This window comes from Pedobacter sp. BAL39, from assembly GCF_000170795.1.
Taxonomy (GTDB): Bacteria; Bacteroidota; Bacteroidia; order Sphingobacteriales; family Sphingobacteriaceae; genus Pedobacter.
Window position 1 is genome coordinate 1 of record NZ_ABCM01000009.1, and the last position, 22,799, is coordinate 22,799.

19 protein-coding genes and 1 tRNA gene are annotated in these 22,799 nt (G+C 45.4%); 10 read left to right on the forward strand and 10 right to left on the reverse strand.

Annotated features, from left to right (window positions below):
- From PBAL39_RS12760 to PBAL39_RS12780, 5 genes are all read right to left on the reverse strand, one after another.
- Nucleotides 1–288: TraB/GumN family protein (locus tag PBAL39_RS12760; protein WP_039866550.1), on the reverse strand; the 288-nt coding region annotated here is incomplete at its 3' end.
- A gap of 143 nt (nt 289–431) precedes the next feature.
- Entirely contained in the window at nt 432–3,497 is a 3,066-nt protein-coding gene (locus PBAL39_RS12765) for an efflux RND transporter permease subunit (RefSeq protein WP_008242053.1), read from the reverse strand.
- 17 nt (nt 3,498–3,514) lie between these two features.
- Entirely contained in the window at nt 3,515–4,549 is a 1,035-nt protein-coding gene (locus PBAL39_RS12770; RefSeq protein WP_039866551.1) for an efflux RND transporter periplasmic adaptor subunit, read from the reverse strand.
- A gap of 18 nt (nt 4,550–4,567) precedes the next feature.
- Complete coding sequence (locus PBAL39_RS12775; RefSeq protein WP_008242055.1) at nt 4,568–5,905, reverse strand: TolC family protein; 1,338 nt, start codon at nt 5,903–5,905, stop codon at nt 4,568–4,570.
- A gap of 183 nt (nt 5,906–6,088) precedes the next feature.
- Nucleotides 6,089–6,703, reverse strand: coding sequence for a TetR/AcrR family transcriptional regulator (locus PBAL39_RS12780; RefSeq protein ID WP_008242057.1), 615 nt, complete (start codon nt 6,701–6,703; stop codon nt 6,089–6,091).
- Between the two features lie 384 nt (nt 6,704–7,087).
- Here PBAL39_RS12780 and PBAL39_RS12785 point away from each other — a divergent pair, with 384 nt between their 5' ends.
- The 3 genes from PBAL39_RS12785 to PBAL39_RS12795 all read left to right on the forward strand — a co-directional run bounded on the left by PBAL39_RS12785 (nt 7,088) and on the right by PBAL39_RS12795 (nt 10,085).
- Nucleotides 7,088–7,525, forward strand: a complete 438-nt coding sequence (locus PBAL39_RS12785) for an AraC family transcriptional regulator (RefSeq protein WP_008242060.1) — start codon at nt 7,088–7,090, stop codon at nt 7,523–7,525.
- 99 nt (nt 7,526–7,624) lie between these two features.
- Complete coding sequence (locus PBAL39_RS12790; RefSeq protein WP_008242062.1) at nt 7,625–8,386, forward strand: SDR family NAD(P)-dependent oxidoreductase; 762 nt, start codon at nt 7,625–7,627, stop codon at nt 8,384–8,386.
- A 244-nt stretch (nt 8,387–8,630) separates the two neighbouring features.
- Nucleotides 8,631–10,085 carry an RtcB family protein gene (locus PBAL39_RS12795; protein WP_039866552.1) on the forward strand — a complete coding sequence of 485 codons (1,455 nt, stop codon included), beginning with the start codon at nt 8,631–8,633 and terminating at the stop codon, nt 10,083–10,085.
- 126 nt (nt 10,086–10,211) lie between these two features.
- Here PBAL39_RS12795 and PBAL39_RS12800 read toward each other — a convergent pair whose 3' ends face one another.
- Both PBAL39_RS12800 and PBAL39_RS12805 read right to left on the reverse strand, forming a co-directional pair.
- Nucleotides 10,212–11,132 carry an AraC family transcriptional regulator gene (locus tag PBAL39_RS12800; protein ID WP_008242066.1) on the reverse strand — a complete coding sequence of 307 codons (921 nt, stop codon included), beginning with the start codon at nt 11,130–11,132 and terminating at the stop codon, nt 10,212–10,214.
- Between the two features lie 96 nt (nt 11,133–11,228).
- Nucleotides 11,229–11,741, reverse strand: a complete 513-nt coding sequence (locus tag PBAL39_RS12805; RefSeq protein WP_008242067.1) for a hypothetical protein — start codon at nt 11,739–11,741, stop codon at nt 11,229–11,231.
- A gap of 321 nt (nt 11,742–12,062) precedes the next feature.
- On the opposite strand from PBAL39_RS12805, the gene PBAL39_RS12810 reads away from it, so the two are divergent.
- The 3 genes from PBAL39_RS12810 (at nt 12,063) to PBAL39_RS12820 (ending at nt 15,862) form a co-directional block, all read left to right on the forward strand.
- Nucleotides 12,063–12,440 (forward strand): nuclear transport factor 2 family protein, encoded by a 378-nt coding sequence (locus PBAL39_RS12810; RefSeq protein WP_008242068.1) that lies wholly within the window; start codon nt 12,063–12,065, stop codon nt 12,438–12,440.
- Between the two features lie 70 nt (nt 12,441–12,510).
- Nucleotides 12,511–14,253, forward strand: coding sequence for an ABC transporter ATP-binding protein (locus PBAL39_RS12815; protein WP_008242069.1), 1,743 nt, complete (start codon nt 12,511–12,513; stop codon nt 14,251–14,253).
- A gap of 34 nt (nt 14,254–14,287) precedes the next feature.
- Nucleotides 14,288–15,862, forward strand: a complete 1,575-nt coding sequence (locus PBAL39_RS12820; RefSeq protein ID WP_008242070.1) for a Na+/H+ antiporter — start codon at nt 14,288–14,290, stop codon at nt 15,860–15,862.
- Between the two features lie 36 nt (nt 15,863–15,898).
- Here the strand turns inward: PBAL39_RS12820 and PBAL39_RS12825 are convergent, their stop codons facing one another.
- Both PBAL39_RS12825 and PBAL39_RS12830 read right to left on the reverse strand, forming a co-directional pair.
- A complete protein-coding gene (locus PBAL39_RS12825) occupies nt 15,899–17,032 on the reverse strand; it encodes an SGNH/GDSL hydrolase family protein (protein WP_008242071.1) in 1,134 nt (377 codons plus the stop codon).
- Between the two features lie 113 nt (nt 17,033–17,145).
- Nucleotides 17,146–18,033, reverse strand: a complete 888-nt coding sequence (locus tag PBAL39_RS12830) for an SDR family NAD(P)-dependent oxidoreductase (RefSeq protein ID WP_008242072.1) — start codon at nt 18,031–18,033, stop codon at nt 17,146–17,148.
- A gap of 237 nt (nt 18,034–18,270) precedes the next feature.
- On the opposite strand from PBAL39_RS12830, the gene PBAL39_RS12835 reads away from it, so the two are divergent.
- Nucleotides 18,271–18,822 (forward strand): hypothetical protein, encoded by a 552-nt coding sequence (locus PBAL39_RS12835; protein ID WP_039866553.1) that lies wholly within the window; start codon nt 18,271–18,273, stop codon nt 18,820–18,822.
- A gap of 35 nt (nt 18,823–18,857) precedes the next feature.
- On the opposite strand, the gene rnhA is transcribed toward PBAL39_RS12835, so the two are convergent.
- Nucleotides 18,858–19,331 carry a ribonuclease HI gene (rnhA, locus tag PBAL39_RS12840; protein ID WP_008242086.1) on the reverse strand — a complete coding sequence of 158 codons (474 nt, stop codon included), beginning with the start codon at nt 19,329–19,331 and terminating at the stop codon, nt 18,858–18,860.
- A gap of 177 nt (nt 19,332–19,508) precedes the next feature.
- Between rnhA and PBAL39_RS12845 the strand changes: the two genes are divergently transcribed.
- From PBAL39_RS12845 to PBAL39_RS12855, 3 genes are all read left to right on the forward strand, one after another.
- Nucleotides 19,509–19,584: transfer RNA gene (locus PBAL39_RS12845), tRNA-His, on the forward strand.
- A 416-nt stretch (nt 19,585–20,000) separates the two neighbouring features.
- On the forward strand, nt 20,001–20,531 hold the full coding sequence (locus PBAL39_RS12850; protein ID WP_008242087.1) for a hypothetical protein: 531 nt from the start codon (nt 20,001–20,003) through the stop codon (nt 20,529–20,531).
- Between the two features lie 60 nt (nt 20,532–20,591).
- Entirely contained in the window at nt 20,592–22,766 is a 2,175-nt protein-coding gene (locus PBAL39_RS12855) for a TIM-barrel domain-containing protein (protein WP_008242089.1), read from the forward strand.
- Nucleotides 22,767–22,799: the final 33 nt, after the last annotated feature.

A 22,799-nucleotide genomic window follows, 5' to 3' on the forward strand; every position in this document is an offset into this window, starting at 1 on the left:
CACACCATATACCGGCTGCAGAAGAAGCTTACTGATCTGTGTTATCGCAAAAGCGGAACTGGTTTCCATGGCAATCAGCACAGAGTCGCTGAAATTAAAAGCACGTCTGTCTTTTACATGCATGGAGCCAAAGAGGTAGGAGCTTTTTTTTAGGCCATTTCCGCTGATCTCCCACAACAGATTATAAGGTTTCTTATCCTGGGCAGTGCCAGTAAGGTGTAAAGCGGCAAATATCAGTAAGAATGCGTAGTGTGTCCAGCCTCGGCTGGAGAAAAGAGAGAGATTCATCGGGCGTAAAATTTAGGCATATTATGCAGGCGCTAAGATAGAATTATTTTACAGCTCAGTCCCAGATAAACATAAAAAGGAACATGAATATATGTTCCTTTTTAAATTTGCATGGTGCTCCGCAACCTAACGAGTTGCTTTCACTATCCCGCCTCTTCCGGAAGGGGTACAACTGCCGGTGGCAACAGTTTGTACATCACCGGAGTAACCAGCCTTGACAATAACGTCGAACTGATCAGTCCGCCAATCAGTACCAGTGCCAGCGGCGAATACAGTTCACTATATTCGATAACGAGTGGCAACAACCCTCCGATTGCCGTCAGCGATGTCAGCAAAATAGGCACAAACCGGATTTCTCCAGCCTCAATGATCGCTTCTTCAATGCTCCTTCCCTGCTGCCGCAGCTGATTGGTAAAATCAACCACCAACAATGAGTTTTTAACCTCAATTCCCACCAGTGCAATGAAACCTATCGTTGCGGTGAAGGATAAAGTCTCTCCGGCAAGAAACAACATGATCAGTCCGCCGACAATCCCCAGAGGGATCACTGACAACACAATGAGAATGCTCTTAAAGGTTTTAAATTCCAGGATCAGCACCCCAAGAAATCCGAAGACGGTAACAATGAGGATGATCCCGAGATTGCCAAAACTTTCCTCCTGACTTTCTTTCTCTCCTGCCACCTTAAAAGAAAAACCTTTGGGAAAATTAAAGCTGTTGAGCTGTGCCGTGATGGACTCATTCAGTCGCTGCACATTGTAGCCAGGCTTTACGAATGCGGATATCGTGACGTAACGGTCTTTATCATAGTGTCTGATCTGGTTCGGAGAGCTTTCAAACCCTATATCTGCCACACTCTTGAAAGGGATGGCCCTGCCGTTTGCGGCAGGTACATAAAGGTGATCAAACATCTGTTCATCCTGGATCTTTCCCGGGCGGGCAATGGATACATTCACATTGTAGTTATCGGCTTTGCCGACATCTTCTCTATAAGTAGCGACATTCAGACCAGCGGCGCCGAGACGCACCGCCATGTCGATATCTCCCGAGGCAATGCCCAGCAGACCCGCTTTTTCCCTGTTGATGTTTACTTTTAGGTCTGTAGGTTTTACCAGCAGCGGATTGTTGACATAAATGGTACCATCTACTTTCCCAATCATTGCAGCGATGTCAAAAGCAGTTTTCCGGAGGGCGATAAGGTCATCAGAATAGATGCGGTAGGCCAGCGGTGCCTCCACCGGCGGCCCCTGTTCAAAATCCTTCACCCTGATGGTGGCGCCGGGATATCCCTCAAGATCTTTTCTCAGCCGTTCGATCACCGCTACTTTCTCTCTTGTTTTCAACCCTGCCACCTGCACGAATACCTGCGCATAGTTCTCACTTTCATTGTGAGGGACCACATTGTAATAAATCCGCGGGTTACCCTTGCCCACATTACTGGCAAAAGAACTGATTTCCGGAACCTTCTTCAGCACAGACTCCACATAACGTGTGACCTTATCTGTAGCCGCAATATTGGTACCCTCAGGGGTTTCAATCTCCACCAGGAACATCGGTTTTTCAGATTTCGGAAAAAGGCTGCTGCCAATTACCGGCACCAGGGCCAGGGAGGCCAGGAAGATCCCCCCAATGACCAGCAGGGTCACCAATGGTTTGCCCAGCGCTAATGCCAGCACTTTTCCATACGTCGTATGAATGCCTTTTTTCATTGCCCGAAGCAGGAAGTTTCCCTCTTCACTCTGATGAGGCTTCAGAATGATGCTTGCCAGAAAAGGAACTACAGTCAGCGACACAACCATGGAAGCCAGGATGGTCGTGATTACCGATAAAGGAAGACTTCGGATGAAATCTCCCGCCCCTTCAGGAAGAAATACGATGGGTAAAAAGGCAAAAATCAACAATACCGTGCAGCCTACCACCGCAATACCGATCTGCGAAGTGGCCTTAATGGAGGCTTCCAGCTTCCCGTATCCCATCCGGAGATACCTTTCAATATTTTCCACGACCACGATGCTGTCGTCGACCAGGATGCCCAGTGCGACAATCATGCCGACAATACTGAGCTGGTTGATGTTGTAACCAAGGACATTCATGAGGGTCAGCCCGATGGCCAGCGACAATGGGATAGAGATCATCACTACGACAGAGGCGCGGGTGCCCAGGGGAAGCAGGGTGACGAGCACCAGCAGGATGGCGATGCCAAAGTCCCTCGTGAAGTGTGAAAGCCTGACATCCACGCTTTGTGCCTGGTCAAAAACCTTGATCAGATCGATGTTCGCAGGGAGATCCTTTTTAAAATCTTCAATCACGGGCGCAATCTTGTCCTGCACACTGATGATGTTTTCCTTATCTTTCAGACTTGCATTCACAAAACTACAGCGATAGCCGTTCAGGCGTGTGAGGTGCGTTTCCTCTTCATAACCGAGACGGACATCCGCAACGTCCTTGAGGTAAACAATTTTGCCGGCACCAGAATACACCACCGTATTGCGCACTTCTTCAATGTTGGTGAAGTTACCACTGGTTTTCACATTCAGCTTCTTATCGCCGATGCTGATGCTACCCCCCGGGATGTTTACATTTTCACTGCGCAGGGCATTGATCACCTGGTTCTGTGTGAGCTGCTGCTGAGCAATCTTCTCCAGGTTCAGTCGCACGTTGACCTGGTGCTCCGGCAGACCAACATAGTCTACTTTTTTTAATGCAGGAATCTTTTCAATCTTTTCTTTTAGCGCCTTTGAGTATTTCTTTAATACCCCGTAAGACGCATTTTCACTGACCAGGGCATATTGATAAATACTCACATCAGATGGGCTGAACTTCTCTATCCTGATGTCGGCAATATCTTCAGGAAGTGCGGTTTTAAGGGCATTGATCTCCCGAACCACTTCCTGGTATTTATCGTCAGGATCCGAAGCATATTTATAAATGATCTGTATGACCGCCAGGCCGTTGCTGATGTCGGTGGTGATGTGCTTGATGTCATCAAGCTCATGTATTTTCTTTTCAATAGGGTCTACCACCAGCTGCTCCATGTCTTTCGGGTTGGTACCGGGATAAACGACGACCACGGAAAACTGGGGTGAATGTACTTCGGGGTCTTCACTACGGGGCATGGTAAACAAGGAATAAAGCCCAAGGGCAAAAACCGCAACAAATACAATCAGCGTAAACTGGTAATTTTTAACTGCGAATTCAGGTAATTTCATCTCTGCAGGTCTTTAAGTTATTTAACAATTCTGAGGCTTGACCCTTCACTGAGGTAAGCTGAGCCTTCCCTGATGACCCGGTCCTGTGAGCTGATCCCTGAGGAGATAAAAGCTTTGCCATCTTTCATATAGGCGACCCTTACGGTCTTTTTTGCAGCCTTCTGATTCACCGCGGTAAATACAAAGGCACTATCGTTATTGCCTTCCACAATGGCATCCATTGGTACAGATAGCAGTTCTGTTTTTCCAGAAGGGAAGATTTTCACTTTCGCAAAGAGACCAGATACCAGTTTCACACCTTCCGGCTCCAGCCTGATCTCCACCTGGTAGAGGCCCGACCCGGCATCACTGCCCTGGGCAATAGACTTCACCTTACCACGGACCGTCTGCGGAAGAACATCAAAATGAAGCTCAGCATTTTCATTCCCATGGATCCTGCTGCGTTCCTTGTCGGTAATGCCACATTTGATCACCCAGTCTTTGCTGGCAATGCTGCTGATGTAAAGAACAGGTGTTCCACCGGTAACCTGCTCGCCTTCATTCGCCAGTTTCTTCAATACCACTCCATCCGTATTGGCAATGATACTGGATTGGGTCGTGTTGAACCGGGCAATGTCGTATTGTTTCTTTGCGATGTCCAGGGCCGTCTGACTATTTTCCAACTGTTCACGCGTACTCACACTGTCGCGGTACAGGTTGGCAATACGCTGGGCATCTCTTCTAGCCTTCTGGTACTGTGCTTCCGCCTGTCCCAGGTTGGCGTTCACTTCGGTCATGTTCAGCAGTGCCAGCACCTGACCGCGGCGCACATGGTCGCCTTCTTTCACTTTGATCGCATTGATGATACCACCTGTTTTAAAGGATAGGTTGCTCTGTTGCTCAGAGGAAAGCAGCCCAGAGCTCTGGATGGCTTCCGTTTCCTGAAGTTCATCCGCAGAAATCAGTTTTACAGGAATGGTGGTATCCGTTTTCTTTACAGGTTCTGGCTGATGACAACCTACTGTAGCCATACACGTAGAAATCAGGACGGCGTAGTATTGAATATGTTTCATTTTCGAGGTATTTTAAGGTTAATATTGATAGCTGGCATTGGCGCGTTCCAGCTCTGTCTGCCGGGTTTGCACATTGAGGTAAGCGATGCTTTGCTTCTGCTGATCGTTGATGAGCCTGGTCTGCGCGTCGAGCAGCTCCAGGTAAAGTGCCTGTCCTTCCTTATAGAGGCGCTGCTGGTCTTTGAAATATTGTTCAGACAGAGACACCTGACTTTGTGCAGCAGAAAAGGCCTGATTAGCAGCCTCCAGCCTGTTTTTCGCTGTCAGCACTTCCATCTGCAGCTGTTGTTCTACCTGCTCCAGTTGTGTATGTGCAGACCTGAGCTCCAGCTGTGCCTGCTGAATTTTATTGTTGTTGCGGTTTCCGGAAAAGATGTTCCAGGACAGGGTGACTCCAAAAAGATAATAGGGTGTTTCTCCATTCACTTTTATAAAATCCCCCTGCGAGCCAAGATCCAGGAAAGTGGAAAGTTTCGGCAGCATATTGGATTTGGTCATACGCAGGGAAAGCTCATTGAGCTGAGTGGCAGAGGCCATGGCAGCAAGCTCTTCACGTTGTCCTCCCGCAGTCGTGTCTTTCACAAGCGGTTGCTGAAAATCTGCTTCAATGGCTGCGTCCAATGGCCTGTTTAGCAGGAAATTGAAGTAGGCCGCAGCGTTGAGCGAAGTTGCCTTCGCATCGCCAAGCTGCGCCTGTAGACCTGCAACTTCGTTTTCTGCGCGACTGACGACGGTCCTGATGGCTTTGCCATTTTTTACCATGGATTGGTTGATGCGCAGGTTTTCATTCGCGAGCAACAGTCCGTTTTCCAGGATCTTCAATGACTGTAAAGATTGCTGATAGCCGTAATAGCCCAGTTTCACCTGCTTGACCAACTCTCTTTTATACACGCTGAGCTGTGCCTGCTGATAACTGATCTGCTCCTTTTTAATCCGGCTGTTGTAAATCACCTCTGCATTGTAAAGCGGCATGGTGGTGTGCAGCTTGGCATCGTAATAATTGGTAGGGTTAAAAGCCTGACTGACATTCTTTACCTGTGGAAAGCGGGAGGAATTGGTGAGGTTGTTCAGGGTGCTGTACACCGGGTTCAGCAAATCGCCGATAGGGATTTCTATTTTACGACCTCCGCCGGAAGTAACATAAGAGGTATTGAACTCCACCTCAGGCAGGAAAAGGCCTTTAGCTTCTTTCAGCGCATAGAGGCTTTTCTGCAGCGCGAAGTCCTGCTGCTTCAGGCCAAGATTGTTGCTGATGGCTTCCGCGATATATTTGTCGAGCGGCTCTTGTGCCTTCAGGTCTCCTGGTAGCCATAAAGCCAGAAGAAGACAGCAAAAGATGGTTAAGTTTGTTTTCATTACATATTGATTTACTGTGGTCTACAATTTATTTGAGTATGGAAGAGCAGGTTTAATTATTCGACGTTCATAAACTAAACACTGTTCATATAGATGGGTGATTTTGCGTATTGTTACATGTTCCACTTTAAAAAATGATTGATGGTTTTTTAATAAACACTGTTCATGTCAGTGTAATTTTTTTTAGTGTGCCAGGTTTTTGATAAAATAATTCATGGCGTGTTTGAGGATCTCTCCATCACTATCTGAACCTATGCCCATAGATTTAAACCGTTCGCGGATATGCAGCGAAACCAATCCATGCGCAAACGACCAAACAGTAACTGCAATGACATTGACGTCTCCAGGCACGATCAGCTTCTGGTCAAGGCATTCCTGTACCGTATTCAGCAGAAACTGGAAGGCGTGGTCACCTGCATCCCATTTATCGTGACAGGCAATCTGACCAAGCGGCGCTCTCATGATGAACATAAGGTCATAATAATCTGGATTATTAAGGGCGAAATTGATGTAGGTACTGCCCAAGGCATGCAGGCGCTCTAAGGAGTTAGCGATTTCAAGGAGGGGCTGAAACTCCTGATGAAGTAATGCAAATCCCTGCTCATGGATAATAAAAAAGATTTCATCTTTCTCTTTAAAATAAAGATAAATGGTTGCCGGGCTGTATTCGATATCATCGGCAATATTGCGGATAGAAGTTTTATCATAACCCTGCTCTAAAAACAGTTTGGTAGCCGATGCGATGATCAACTTCTGCCTATCCAGCTTGTCCCGTTCTTTTCTGTCTTTAATTGCCATAATTTTATAACACCGCAAATATACTAAACACTGTTCATAAAAATCAAATATTATTCAATATTTAAATAATGGATCAAGTGTGATGCTAATGTTATGTTAACCAGCCTATCATTAATCCTGCCTCAGTCAGCTGCTGGTGGAAATCCTTGAAGTTAATTGCGGTTGTTTTAATTGGCGTTAGTTATTGTCCTCAATGTGCGAAGGTCATAAATACCATTTCATAAATGACCTGAGGGTGTTTAAGTTTTTGGTAAAAGATTGATATTTTTGATTGATAGAATACATTACCGCAGCGCGGACTGAAAATTATTGCAGCCTTAACAGCATACATAGATCAGCATAGCGCAGCATGAAAACACTATTGCAGCAAAGACAGCATACATTATGGCAGCAAAGATTCCCAAGAAAATACTCGCCAGGCAGCATGAAATCACTGGTATTTTTTTAGCAGAGGTCGATAAACACCTATCTGACATTGTCAACCAGCGTGCTACGGAGATGTTTGAGATCCGGGACATTGCAAACCTGATGTTTATACATCCGACACACCTGAGCAATACCATCAAACTGGCTACAGGAAACTCACCATGTTTTTTCTTTGAGGAAAAGATCCTTGACATTGCCAAAGCAATGCTGGAAAAGAACGACAGGTCAATCAGTTCCATAGCGATGCTGCTGACCTATGATCCTTCCAACTTCACGAAATTTTTCAAACGTTTTACCGGAATGACACCAAAACAATACCGGGAGGCTGCCTTGGGACCTGTCACTCAGCAGGGAAGCGTCGCCTTAAATAAAAATACTGTACTACTCACCATTTAACAGGAAGCTATCACCATTTTCCGGAACCTTTCAACGCTACTTTTGTATTGTTAATTCAACAATAGAATGTGTTTTAAACATTCCATAAACTTTAAACATATGAAAAGTAGTCACATTGCATTAGTAACAGGCGGAAGCCGCGGACTCGGTAAAGACATGGCTTTAAACCTTGCAAAAAAAGGGCTGGATGTCATCTTAACTTATAACAACGAAAAAGAAGCAGCACTTCAGGTATCGGAGGCCATCGAGGCCCTTGGCCAGAAGGCGGCTGTAATTCAGTTAAATGTGGGCGAAGCAAAATCTTTCGACAGCTTCTTCCTGAACCTTAAAAACACCCTTACAGAAACCTTTCAGGCAGCGCACATCAATTTTCTGATCAACAATGCAGGTATAGGGCTGGAATCTCATTTTGAAAAAACATCCGAGGAAGATTTTGATACCTTAATGAATATCCATTTCAAGGGTGCTTTTTTTCTTACCCAAAAGGCATTGCCTTTTCTTGCTGACGGGGGTGGGATTGTAAACATCTCCACAGGCTTATCTCGTTTCGCCTTCCCTGGCTATGCTGCCTATGCATCTATGAAGGGGGCGATCGAAGTGCTGACAAAATATCAGGCAAAAGAACTTGGGGAAAGAAGGATCCGTGTGAACGTAGTGGCTCCCGGTGCTATCGAAACAGATTTCCGCGGTGGCGCAATACGCGATAATGCTGCTGCAAACAAAGCCGTTGCGTCGATGACAGCGTTAGGAAGAGTCGGACTGCCAGAAGACATTGGCGGCGTAGTGGCCTTCCTTTGTACTGATGAAGCCCGATGGATCAACGCACAGCGCATCGAAATATCAGGCGGTATGATGTTGTAATAAGGCAACATCACATTGTTTCCATGCGGTGTACCGCTGCAACAGAAATTGAATCATGTCCTACCAGAAAAAGGCATTCCTGAATAGTTCAGGAATGCCTTTTATCGATGCGAAGCAGGAAAGCCTCAGGAGGTCATTCTGAAGGCAAATAAGCAAGACGACGAATAATTTTCTTTTTTTTTCACTGCGCAGATAGACTGCGCAAAGGCTATATTTCTTTGTATCATTAAATAATATAATGATTATGGAAAAGCTAAAAGTAAGCAACACTGAATTAAGGGCATTGGGCGTCAATGACGATGAAATGCTGGAGCGCTTTAGCCGGGTAGCCAATGGCCTGCTGAAACACGAAGTAATGGGTAAGCAAGAAATCCTGTCCAATCTGGAAGCCCTGATTGACGATCCCATGCCTTACGCGATGAAAAAGGGAGGCAAATTCAAAAATATTGCCGAAACCATCATTCAAATGCGAAGTGAGGGAAGATTTATTAAACAACCCCGCAGCATTTATGCCTTAAAACAGGAGATTGCTGATTTCCCGGTATACGGAATTGAAAATATTGAGGTCGGCGCTTTGTCTCAAATGAAAACTGCAGTGAAACTACCGATATCTGTGGCTGGGGCGCTGATGCCGGATGCCCACCAAGGTTACGGCTTGCCTATTGGGGGTGTGCTTGCCACTACCGCAAACACCATTATCCCCTTTGCTGTGGGCGTGGATATTGCCTGCCGGATGTGTCTGAGCATCTTTGAACTGCCTGCAACTACGGTGGATGATGATAAGAATAAGCTCAAAGGGATGCTGATGGACCATACCTATTTTGGGATGGGTTGTAGCACAAAAAGCTATTTTGACAGTTCTTTGTTCGACAGCAAGACCTGGAGTGAGACCAAGGTGATCCGGAGCCTTAAGGACAAGGCATATGCACAATTAGGTACCTCCGGTACAGGGAACCACTTTGTAGAATGGGGAGAGCTGACTATTGCTGAGGGTGCATTGGAGGGCGTTCCTGCGGGTGCATATCTTGCATTGCTGTCTCATTCCGGATCACGTGGTTTCGGCGGGAACATTGCCGACCATTATTCAAGGATTGCCATGAACAAAACCCGGCTGCCGGCAGAGGCGAAACACCTGGCATGGCTGGATCTTGATAAAGAGGAAGGGCAGGAATACTGGATTGCCATGAACCTTGCCGGAGAATATGCTTCCTCGAATCACCATGAAATCCATAACAAAATTGCAAGAGCCTTGGGGATACAACCGATGGTCCGCATTGAGAACCATCACAATTTTGCATGGAAGGAACAACTTGCCGACGGCACAGAAGTAATGGTACACCGTAAAGGGGCCACCCCTGCCGGAGCAGGTGTCCTGGGTATTATTCCAGGCAGCATGAGTACTCCGGGATTTGTAGTGCGTGGTAAAGGAAATGAGACATCCATCAACTCAGCTGCACATGGTGCCGGCCGACTGATGAGCAGAAGTGCCGCATTCCGGACGATTGATAAAGATCTGGTGGCCGCAAACCTGATAGAGAAACGGATCACGTTGATTGGCTCAGACCTGGACGAAGCCCCGATGGTGTATAAGGATATTCATACCGTCATGGCAGCTCAGGAGGATCTGGTTGAGGTCCTTGCAGCATTTCAGCCGAGAATTGTGAGGATGGCGGATCCAAAAGAGAAACCTGAAGATTAAGCGATGATAGCTTAGAAGTCCTGATGTTCCTGCAAAATATAAGCGCCCTTCATCCTGATGACATTCAGAACCAAGGGCGCTTTTAGGTGATGTGATGTACCGGCTTTCTATAGTTAATTCCAATCATCAACTGAACATTGTACGAAATTTCAAAGGTGAAATGTTGGTCTTGTTTTTGAAAAGTTTGTTGAAGGACTGCGGATATTCAAATCCGAGCTGATAAGCAACCTCACTCACCGAAAGTGTCGTTGTGGAGAGTATTTCTTTGGCTTTTTCGATCAGTTTGTTATGAATGTGTTGCTGTGTGTTCATTCCTGTAAGTGAGCGCAGCATTGCGCTTAAATAATTTGGCGATACATTAAGCTGCTCGGAAACATATTGTACAGTCGGCAGCCCTTTCTCCTGCAACAATGACCCTTCAAAATATTCAGAAAGCAGGTCTTCCATCTTTACCAGCAGGTCGTGATGCATGACCTTTCGAGTGATAAACTGCCGGTTATAAAAGCGGTTAGCATAGTTTAACAGGACCTCGATATGAGAAATGATGACATCCTGACTAAAAGGATCAATTGTTGAGTGGTATTCTTCTTCAATGTGATGGAGTACACCTTCAATCATACCCTCCTCTTTTTTTGAAAGATAGAGGGCTTCTGTTACACTGTAGGAGAAAAACTCGTAGTTTTTAATGCTTTTTGCAATTGGATAGCCCCTCAGAAAATCAGGATGGAAAAGGAGCATATAACCTTCCAGAGCTTTATCATCGGCTACGCTTCGGTAACACAGCTGGCCAGGGGCGATGAACGACAATACGCCTTCATCAAAATCCAGATAGTTCTGTCCGTATTTTATTTTTCCTTTAAAGTCTTTTTTGATACAGATCATAAAGAAGTTCAGCAGAAAACCTCCGGCAAATACCTGATCATCATAATCTATCTTATTAAAATCTACAATGCTCACCATGGGATGCTGAGGTTCAGGAATGTGCAGTATCCGGTGCAGTTCAGAAATGGATTGTACGGTAAGCGGCAGATGGTTTGTCTTTTTCATGGTGATGCAGGAAATAAATTGAGGAATATTCAACAATGAAAATTATCCATATCAACCGGTATTGTATCCAAAACAGTAAGTGAAAATGCCCGGGGATCAGAGGTCGCCCAGCTCAATCGTCTGGTTTCGGTCGGCCCCTGCGGGGCGCCAGTAAAGTGTGCCCTGAAGTTTGGCAGGTATAAAATAACCGATCCGGAGCTGTGTAGTTTTGCCGGATTTCAGCAGTTCCGGAGTTGGAGGCTGCTTACCCGCAGTCACCAGCTGTGCCTGATCAAATACCATGTCTTTTTTGCCATCATTGACCAGCAATTCACCATAAGTGATACTCCTGTTTTCCGCACCCGTGTTTTTGAATGTTGCAGTAATGACAATCAGCATTTTCCCGGCACTATCTACCCTGGCCATATCCGTTGCCGTAACCTCAAAAAATGAAGTTGCGAGCGTAGTACCAATCGGAGTCCGGATTGCAATCTGCTTCTGAAGATAGGCCTCTGCTGTGGGGTTGGTCTGATCATCGCCACTGAAAACAACAATGACCGCCAGTATGCAACCTATAATTGCGACAGCATAAAGAAGTCCTTTAACGACAGATGATGTTGATTTTTTCATGAGTGACGAAAATAAAGATGCAGGTACACAAAGATAAATATAAACAGCTGACTGACAACAACCATAATATGGTAAAAATAGTTATGCGCTCATTGACATTGGCTATTCGGGCAATCTGAATGATCCATCACGCGCGTTAAGCGTTTCAGGCCCGGGCGAGTGTGGACACACAGGAAAATAGGCTACAAATTTATACCACATCATTTTCCGCAAGAATATCTTGCAGGTCCGGACAGAATAAATTACCATTTGATAAACTTTCGGTCAACCGGATTGTTTAAATTTACTGAGCATCAACCTATAACATTAACAGCTTTTGTGATGACCAAAATTAACGTACTTACTGATTGCGGCAACTCACCTAAAAATACCTTTATCAGGGATTTCAACATCGCCTTTGCTGCAGGGGATCTTGCCAAACTCAGCGCAATGGTAAGCGACGACGTCACCTGGGAAATTATCGGAGAACATATTTATTCCGGGAAGCATACATTTATCGCCGCCGTTGAAAAGATGAAATGTCAGGAGTTACTTGAGTTTACTCTTGATACCGCCGTTAGCCATGGGACAACGGCCTCAGCAAGCGGCAGTATGGTGATAAAAAACGGCATCCAGTTTCTTTTTTCTGACGTATATGAATTTTCCTCAGTAAAGGGAGATCAGATAAAAGTGATCAAATCATACGTAATCAGTGCTTAAAATAGATCAAATACCTTTCAAAACCATTCTACGTCTCTTGCGTTTATAAATCAGGCACATTTACACCTCCATGAAGATCCTTTTAAAATACCTTGCACCGCACAGATGGCTTATTGTGACGTCACTTCTTCTTGCAGCATCGGCACAACTGCTGAGTTTACTGGATCCGGTTATTTTCGGAAAGATCATTGATGACTATTCAACAAATAAACACCAGCTCAGCGAACGGGAACTTATATCGCAGGTCTCCTATTGGTTACTGATTGCACTCAGTATCGCACTTGTTGCACGGTTATGTAAGTCGGTACAAGAGTTCATCACCAGAAAGGCCGTGGCAAGATTTGGGATGAACATATTTAATGATGGACTGAAACAAACATTACGCCTTTCTTTCCAGGAGTTCGAAGAGAGCCGCAGTGGCACAACACTTTCTGTATTGCAAAAGGTGAAAACAGATGCTGAGCGTTTTATCAATGCCTTTATCAATATTCTTTTTTCCTCTCTTGTTGGTGTCGGTTTTTTATTATGGTATAGCCTCAATAAAAATTGGCTGCTCGTACCTGTATTTTTTGTGGGTGTTCTTGTTTTAGGCTCTCTTACTGGTCTTGTCTCGAAAAGGATCAAGGCAATTCAGCGCTCCATCAACCGTCAGGCGGACCAGCAGGCGGGTGTCATCACTGAAAGTCTGCGCAATATAGAGCTGGTCAAAAGCCTTGGACTCACCTTTGCCGAAATCAGGAGGCTGAACAAGCAGACGCTCAAAATATTTGACCTGGAGATGGTGAAGGCCAGGAAAGTCAGCATGCTCTCTTTTTTACAAGGAAACATGCTCAACCTGCTTAAACAATCTGTATTGTTCATATTACTGTGGCTCATTTTCCGAAAGGTATTGAGTACTGGAGAACTTATCGCCATGCAGTTTATCTCTACCGCGATCTTTACACCCCTTCAGGATCTTGGCAACATGATCATTCTTTACCGGGAGGCCGATGCCTCACTGAAAACTTTCGACAGGCTGATGCAAAAACCCATAGAAACACGTCCCGAGAACTCTATAGAGCTGGACGATCTTGAGAAACTGGAATTCCAACAGGTAATCTTCAGACATAAAACAGCGGGATACAATGCCATCGACGGCATTTCCTTTCAAGTTCAGCGTGGCCAGACGGTGGCTTTTGTGGGGCCTTCAGGCTCAGGTAAATCGACCCTTGTCAAGCTACTCGTCGGCCTGTACCTTCCTGGTGGTGGTGACATTTTCTTCAACGGCACAAGCTCGACCCGTATCCGCTACAATCCCTTGCGCCGGCAAATAGGTTTTGTAACCCAGGATACCCAGTTGTATGCAGGAACGATCAGAGACAACATGTTATTTGTAAAACCCACAGCCACTGAGGCCGACATCATCGAAGCCCTTAGAAAAGCCTCAGCTACAGGACTTATATCAAAAGCTGAAAAAGGAATTGATACTGTGCTTGGTGAAAACGGAATGAAACTCTCCGGAGGAGAAAAACAGCGGATATCCATTGCCCGTGCACTACTTCGAGACCCCAGGTTGCTGATCTTTGATGAGGCCACCTCTGCCCTCGACTCCCTAACGGAAGAAGAAATCTCAGGGACCATACGTGAAATCTCTGCCCGAAGAGATCAGATGACGATATTAATTGCCCACAGGCTATCCACTGTCATGCATGCTGACAACATCTATGTGCTGGAGAAAGGAAAAATTTCAGAAATGGGCAGTCATGAAGAACTTCTGAAAAAGAAAGGATTATACTATTCTATGTGGCGCCAGCAAATCGGGGAGCGCAGATAAATTCATAACTTAGTATTCTAAATTCCCGAATTTCATGCTCGAATACTTCCCATTCTATCTGGGGCTGATCGTTACCATTCTATTGCTGATCATGCTCGCGAACAAAATAAAGGTAGCCTATCCTGTACTGCTCGTACTTGCCGGGCTGGCCATCAGCTTCATACCCGGAATCCCTACGGTACACATCGATCCGGAACTCCTCTTCATCATCTTCCTGCCGCCCTTGCTTTATGAAGCCTCCTGGGCCATCTCCTGGAAAGAATTGTGGAAATGGCGGCGCATCATCGGCAGCTTTGCTTTTGTTGTTGTTTTCCTCAGTGCGCTATCTGTCGCCTTTGTAGCCAACCATTTTATTCCCGGCTTTTCACTGGCATTGGGATTTCTGCTTGGAGGCATCGTTTCTCCTCCCGATGCGGTGAGTGCAGGTGCCATATTAAGATTTGTAAAAGTACCAAAACGCATGTCGTCCATTCTGGAAGGAGAAAGTCTGCTGAATGATGCTTCTTCTCTAATTATCTTCAGGTTTGCAGCAATTGCCGTGGCTACAGGACAGTTTATATGGACTGATGCAGCATTGAGCTTTTCCTGGATGCTTATTGGGGGCGTTGGCATTGGCCTTGCCATCGGGATGATTTTCATGAAGCTGCATAAATACCTGCCCACAGACACAAATATTGATACCGCCCTGAGCATCATTACCCCCTACCTGATGTACATTGCTGCAGAAGAAGCCCACACTTCAGGTGTATTGGCTGTGGTAAGCGGTGGATTGTTGCTTTCCAACAAAAGGCATCACTTCCTCAGCAGCGGCTCAAGGCTCCGTGGTGTGAACGTTTGGGAAAGCTTGGTATTCATTCTGAATGGACTAGTGTTTACACTGATTGGCCTGGACTTACCCGAAATCACCTCTAGCCTGGGGCCGGTAAGCATTACATCCGCAATCGGATATGGCCTGCTGATCTCGGCAGTGCTGATTGTCGGCAGGATACTGGCGGCATACGGAGCAGTTGTTGTGACGCTGATTGCACGAAATTTCATCAGCGTTGCCGACACAAGGAACCCGGGCATTAAGGTTCCTTTTATACTCGGCTGGACAGGCATGCGCGGCGTTGTATCTCTTGCTGCTGCCTTGTCCATCCCTGTTCAGTTGACTGACGGCACCGCGTTTCCGCAACGCAACCTGATCCTCTTCATCACCTTCATTGTCATCCTTGTCACCTTGCTGCTGCAGGGCCTGACTTTACCTTACCTCATCAAAAAAATCGGACTGCCTGATGTCGACAATATCCTCCCGGAAGAAGAAGCGGATGGACTGATCAGAAAACAGATGGCGGAACATGGATTACTGCACCTGCGTACAAATTATGCGGCTCAACTCAGTGCCCAGCCTTTTCTGCAGCAAGTTGCCAGTAAATGGGAAAATACGGGGCAACTGGTAGATGAAACCGATATGGCACGGGAATCCAAAGCTGTATACCTCGACCTGCTCGACCACCAGCGACAATGGCTCCTCAACAAGAATAAACAAGAAGAAAGCCTGGATGAGGACATCATCAGGAAACACCTCAAGTACCTGGATCTGGAAGAAGAAAAACTGCGTTTTACCTGAACATCACTACACGGTTGCCTGAAACTGATAACGCCACTATTGGTCGGAATCCTGCCCCAGCAACCGCTGAAAAAAGGGCTTAAGCTCATCGGCAAGCACAAGGTGATCTGCAACACTCGGGTGCCCGGTACAGCCATGGGCATCCATAGGCTCAAAAAAGAATGTCCGCACCGCGGGATCATCGGGGTAAAGCGCATCTACTTGTGCCTTTACTGCCCGGAGGCATTCCTGTAACAACTCCCTGGAGTCGCCTTTGATCATCGGACTGCTCAACAATACCAGTTGTGCTTTCGGATATTTTTTTTTGATAAGTTTGACAAAATCCACATATGCTGAGGTAAAGATCTTCTTGTTAAAGGGATCACGTGGCGTTTTTCCATCACCGTTACTGAGATCATTTGTTCCCAGGGCAATGCTGACAATCCGGGGGCTATAGGTATTGAAGTTCCATTTTGTTGTATTGCGCTCCTGAAAGTCAATATTTTCATATACTTGAGGCATTGAGGGGGATGGCTTGTTCCAGGTGCGGTAGATACCAATGCCACTTACACTGCTCAGGAAGTAGTTAACTCCCAGCGCCCTGGCCAGACGTGGGCCATAAGCCATATATGCATTGTGCTGGTCGTGGTAATCACCAGTACCACAAGGAACATCCGTAGTATCTGATGCAGCGCCACAGGTAATGCTGTTGCCAATAAATTCAATAACAGGCAACGTTCCGGCTTCAAGCGCCCTAACTCCCTGAGCTGCGACCTTCGAGACCACTACTGCACCGGTATGCGCTTCGGTTGCTTTATAAATCCAAATCTGATGTTCACCTGGCCCGGCAGCATCGATCAGCACCGGACCAGGATCATTACCATTGATTCGGATTCTCTTTTGATAAACCCCGTCCAGCTCATATTGAATGTAGTTGTGGCCTTTCACATCATTTAAAGAGAGATACAGTGCACACTGGCTTCCTTTGAACTTCAAACCAAAGTGCATGGCAGAACTGATCATCTCCAATCTGCCCTTCTCATCATAAGCGTATCTGCCAAAAGGCTTTAATTTAGTTGCATATAAAGTATCCGTTTTAAGGAACCGTTGCGGATTGCCGCTACGTATTGCAAATCCTGAAGACTGTGAACCGAATAGAATGGTAAAAACTAGAAGAATACTGACTTTCATGATGATGGAACAATGGTTATTTTTGTTCCAAGATAGCAAACAAAGATATGCCTGTTTGCGATCGTCGGAAAACTATCATAAAAAGATTAAAAAGTATATGCTTTGAGGCAGCATTACTTTCGTTTCGGCTTATCCGTATACGATTTGCCTGCGGCGGTATTCAAAAAATCTTCCGCCTCTGCATGATCAGTGGACAAACTGACTTCCAGCCATTCTTCCATTTCAGCATCTCTGGAGGCGTTTGCACTTTTCAATATGCCAATGGCTTCACTTCCCAGTACAAGATGTGTCGGTGGCGCAGGATGGGCCGCCAGTATAACCATTACTTCGGCCGCCTTTTCAGGATCACCAACAGGTATAAATTTCCCGCTCTTAAATAGATCTGTTCGCTGATTCACCATGTCATAACCCTCGATCTCCTTTGCGTAAGTCATGGATGCACCAGCCCAGTCTGTACGGAAGCCTCCAGGCTCTACACTGGTTACAAAGATTCCCAGTGGAGCTACTTCCTTCGCCAGGGCCTCTGTAAATCCTCCAAGTCCAAACTTGGCCGCCTGATACATTGTCAGTCCCGCATTTCCTACCCTTCCACCCACAGAACTGATCTGCAAAATCCTGCCTGCAGCCTGTTTACGCATGTAAGGTAAGACAGCCCTAGTCAGCGCTATGGGGGCATAAAGATTAGTTTCCAGCTGACTGCGCACCTGATCATGTGTGTATGCCTCGGCAGCCCCGATGATACCAAATCCTGCGTTGTTGACCAGCACGTCAATTCTTCCAAAATGTTCTATGGCAACAGAAACCGATTGGTAAACCTGCTCATGATCCGTAACGTCCAATCCGATTGGCAGAATCTGCTCAGGAAACTGTGTAACAAGATCATCTAATTGTCTGACGTCCCTCGCTGTTGCGGCAACACTATCGCCATTTTTTAGTACTGCAGTGGTAAGGCTGCGTCCTAAGCCCCGTCCACTACCTGTAATGAACCATATCTTTTTCATCGTCGTATTTTTAAGTTGAAACAAAGATATGCTCAGTACAGCGCGGAATGCTTTGTTGAGAAGTTCAAAGTAATTTGTCAGGAAGCTCAGGCCGGCTTGCTACTTAGAATTTGAAAAAACTAGCATCTGAATTTACGACTAATGGTGGTCATCTCTGTAATATTCTGATTAGAAAACTATATGATGATTTTATTATTGTATTTATTTGTAAATTAAGCACTTAAACACATATCAAATATGAACCTTTTATTAACCTCTATGTTGGCTTTAGCGCTCGGCAGCCAGCTCCCCGCCTCAGCGGCAAGTACAGACACTACAATCCCGGGTAACTTTGATCAAAGTTCGTTATCAGACACCACGAAAAAAGCCATGTCTGCAAAAGACTGGAAAAAGATGGAAAAGGAAATCAAGAAGAGTATGCCAAAGGACATGGCTAAAATCATGATCAAACAGCTAAAATCCGTTGACCCCAATAAAATGGGTGATTTCAAGGTGAAGTCAGGAAATGCTGCGCTTACGAATTACGACCTGAGCTCTTCAGATATGGAAGAAGCTTTTGACAAATCCGAATATAGGGAAGAGCGAAAGGACATCATTGACGATTTCAAAAGCGAATCTTTTGACAGTGGTTCGGAACGAAGAGAAGCCAGAAAAGAAATGAAGCAGGAATTGCGCGAACTCAGAAAAGAATTTAAGAGAGAACAAAAAGATACGAAAAAAGAAAGCAAACAAGACCAGAGGGAAATGAAGCGCGATCTTAAGGAGGCAATGCGGGACATGAAAGGATGATCATTGCCCTCCCAGCCTATTAACGATAAAAGTGATTAGAGGAGTCTCTGGCTATTTTTCTCCGCTTCAAAAGGAGCATCAATCGCCAGGGCTGCTTTATTTTTTGATGCTGCCACGGCAAGCACGTCACACCGCTCATTTTCGGGATGGGCATTGTGTCCTTTGATCCAGGTAAACCTGACCTGATGTAATTTATAAACCTCTAGGAAACGGAGCCAGAGGTCTTTATTTTTTTTGTCTTTAAAGCCCTTTTTCACCCAGCCAAATACCCATTTCTTTTCAACAGAATCCACTACATATTTCGAATCAGAAAAGATCATTACTTCCTGTCCAGGTGTTTTTAAGGCATTCAGCCCAACGATCACCGCCAACAGCTCCATACGGTTATTGGTGGTCATTCTAAAACCTCCACTCAGTTCTTTGTAATGGTTTCCTGAACGCAAAATCACGCCATATCCACCAGGACCTGGGTTTCCACTAGCTGCACCGTCGGTATAAATTTCAATCATAACTGAGACAAATCTATGTTTTTAAGCTTTAAAAGCAATTTATGTAAGGCAATTTAAATTTTATTCAAAATTCAATTCGCTGAATTTTAATTGATTAAAAGAAATTTGCATTTTGGAGGTTAAAAATATTTGCGGGGAATGATTTAAATCGTACTTTTGTGGCGTTGCAAAACATACGGTGGTTTTAGCTCAGTTGGTTAGAGCATCGGTTTGTGGTACCGAGGGTCGTGGGTTCGAGCCCCATATTCCACCCGTATTTTGAAAGCAGTCTGAAAAGACTGCTTTTTTTTGTTTTCGGGAAAATTATTAAAAATGAATTTTGATATTTATATATCATGCTTAGCATTAAGTTCAACACTTGGTATCATTGTGCTCTCAACATCTCTCCATCCCTATCCAAATACTACCACTTCGCAATGCTATTACTTCAGACTGATATAGATTAGCTTTTTACATTTCAATAGACCTTCCAAAAATATTATACAGAAGCCGACAACAAGTCTTCCCGTCATTAAAACGATCAACCTCTACACCTGGTTGTCGTTATGATTTCCATATGGGCTTAGGCAAGCTGAATAGAACAGTGATAAAACGCATCTTTTATCACGCTCATTATGAGTACTAAAACAAAAACCCAGTACTCTCCGTTTACTAATTAATCATTTGCAGATGGAATTAAAAAAAGCGCTAAAAGCAATATTTTTTGCGATGGCAATGTTCTGGCAACTTGCTTGCCTCGTACAGAAAAAAATGGACTTAGCACAAATCAACTTTTCTGAAGATATAAAAGAGTTAATCGATAATATGCCCGACCTTCATCAAGGAAAATTGGGTAACAGGCAAGATATGACCTCTTACGGTTTCGACAACGATGGTAGATTTACTTTTACCGGATTGGTTCCATCACACATAGAGTTGATATCCTGGAATGGTAAATTAGTGAGCTATGCTTTCAAGATCAGATCCTTCGCTGACCAGCAAAAAATTGAAAACTTTTTTAAGGTGAAGTATAAGAATGCCAATCTTCAAACCTCAAAATTCATAAACATTTACCAGTACAAGGACGATAAGATTACTGCAGAACTAAGGACAGTCATTGAAGAAAAATTCCAAGACGGTGCCAGCGGGTATTTTGATGTGAAGAGCATAGATTTTTCGAAAGCATTTGAAGAAAAATACCCAATTTTAATTCAGAATTGAGATGGCAATCATTTTTTTTACCATCCATAAGTTCGATGTTTATAAAAAAAGTATGCGCTTATGTCTAAAATTGCCAGGTTTCTGAGTCTGATCACAATTTTATTATTGTTCCACCCTTTATTTACTGAGGCACAGCCTGTCGCCATTGCCCGTTCCGGAATGGTAGGCAAATCCATTGCACAGTTTGTACCCGAGGGGTTTGACGCGAACAAGACACCATCTCTCATCCTCAAGAGCACGCCAGTCATAAGTGGGCGCCTGCCATCCCACTGGAAGATTTATCCTGAGTTCTCGGTAACCGAAGGGAAAGCAAGTGCGATCATACATCTTAAAGGTAAGGTTAGCCTATACGGAGGTGGGGAGGTAACGGGTACGCTTCTGAGGAATGGGCAGACCATCAGGCTATGGAATACGGACAGCGGGGCTTATGGCGTTGATGGTGGTTCGCGTCTTTACCAGTCCCACCCATGGGTGATGGGCTTACGGGAGGATGGAACTGCCTTCGGGGTAATTTTTGATAGCTTCTGGAAGGCCGAGCTACGTACAGATGATGACAAGATTGAATTCAATACTGAAGGAGCACTTTTCAATGTATATGTGATCGACCGCAATTCGCCCCAGGAAGTATTGCAAGGTCTTGCAGAGCTGATCGGTACTATAGACTTGCCACCGCGCTGGTCACTTGGTTACCAGCAATGTCGGTTTTCCTATGGTACTGAACAGCGGGTAAGAGAAATTGCGAGTACCTTCAGGGCGAAGCAACTCCCCTGCGATGTCATCTGGATGGACATCGACTATATGGACGGCTATCGGGTGTTCACCTTCAACAAAGCTACTTTCCCTAACCCGAAACAGTTAAATGCAGACCTCCATGCAAAGGGTTTTCGTTCTGTATTTATGATTGACCCAGGCGTAAAAGTAGATGCCGGTTATGATGTCTATAACTCTGGAACAAAGCAGGATGTTTGGTTGAAGGATCCTTCCGGAAAGGAATACCATGGCAAGGTATGGCCGGGCGACTGTGCCTTTCCTGATTTCACCATGCCCCGTACTCAACAGTGGTGGGCAGATTTATACAAACCCTTTCTTGCCAATGATATTGATGGAGTTTGGAACGACATGAACGAACCAGCGGTGAACGACAATGAACTGCCTGAGGCAATGCGACTGGGGACCATTCCTTACGACATCCCCCATCGCGGTGGAGCCAACCTTCCTGCCGGCCCCCATCTGCTTTATCACAATGCTTACGGCAGACTCATGGTAGAAGCAACAAGAAAAGGTGTCCTGGCAGCAAAACCGGATAAACGACCCTTTGTCCTTACCCGCTCCAACCTGCTGGGCGGCCAGCGTTATGCTGCAACATGGACCGGCGACAACTATGCTGATGAAAAATTCATGAAGGTTACCCTGCCCATGTCGGTGACACTCGGTCTTTCGGGGCAGCCATTCAGCGGCCCTGATATCGGTGGTTTTCTGGGAAATACAAGTCCGGATTTATGGGGACAGTGGATTGGTTTTGGTGTCTTCCTGCCTTTTGCACGTGGACACGCCTGTGCAGGGACTAATGATAAAGAACCCTGGGCCTTTGGGCCTGAGCTGGAGAGAACGTCGAAGATTGCACTTGAACGCCGATATCGCCTGTTGCCGTATCTATACACTTTATTCTACAATGCACACAAGACAGGATTACCGGTCATGTGTCCTGCATTTTTTGACGATCCAGGAAATACTGCGCTTAGAAGTGAAGAGCAGATCTTTCTATTGGGCAAAAACCTGCTGGTTGTTCCAGCCTTTGCCAAAAGCCCCAACTTACCTACCGGTATCTGGGAAACACTGAACCTGGTTGATGGTGACCAATCTGACCGGTATCAGGCAAAATTACTGGTAAAAGGCGGAGGCATTGTTCCCGCAGGTGAAATTATCCAGAACACGACCGAAGAGTCATTAAGACAACTCACCTTATACATTTGCCTGGATGCCAAAGGTAAGGCTGGAGGGGAACTGTACTGGGATGCCGGTGAGGGCTGGGATTTCAAAAAGAACGGTTTTAAACTGCTGAATTTTCAAGCCAGCAGGAGCAAAAACCTGGTTAGCGTCTCTGTCAAATCTGCATTGGGCAATTATGATCTTAGTCCGGAAATCCGCAAGGTTAAAGCCATTGTCCTGCATCAGGGAAAACAGTATGAAGGTATTGGCAGCCTTAAAGATGGTGTTCAGGTGAATATGCATTAATAAGTCAAGCTATCCAGTCAAAGTATTTAGAGG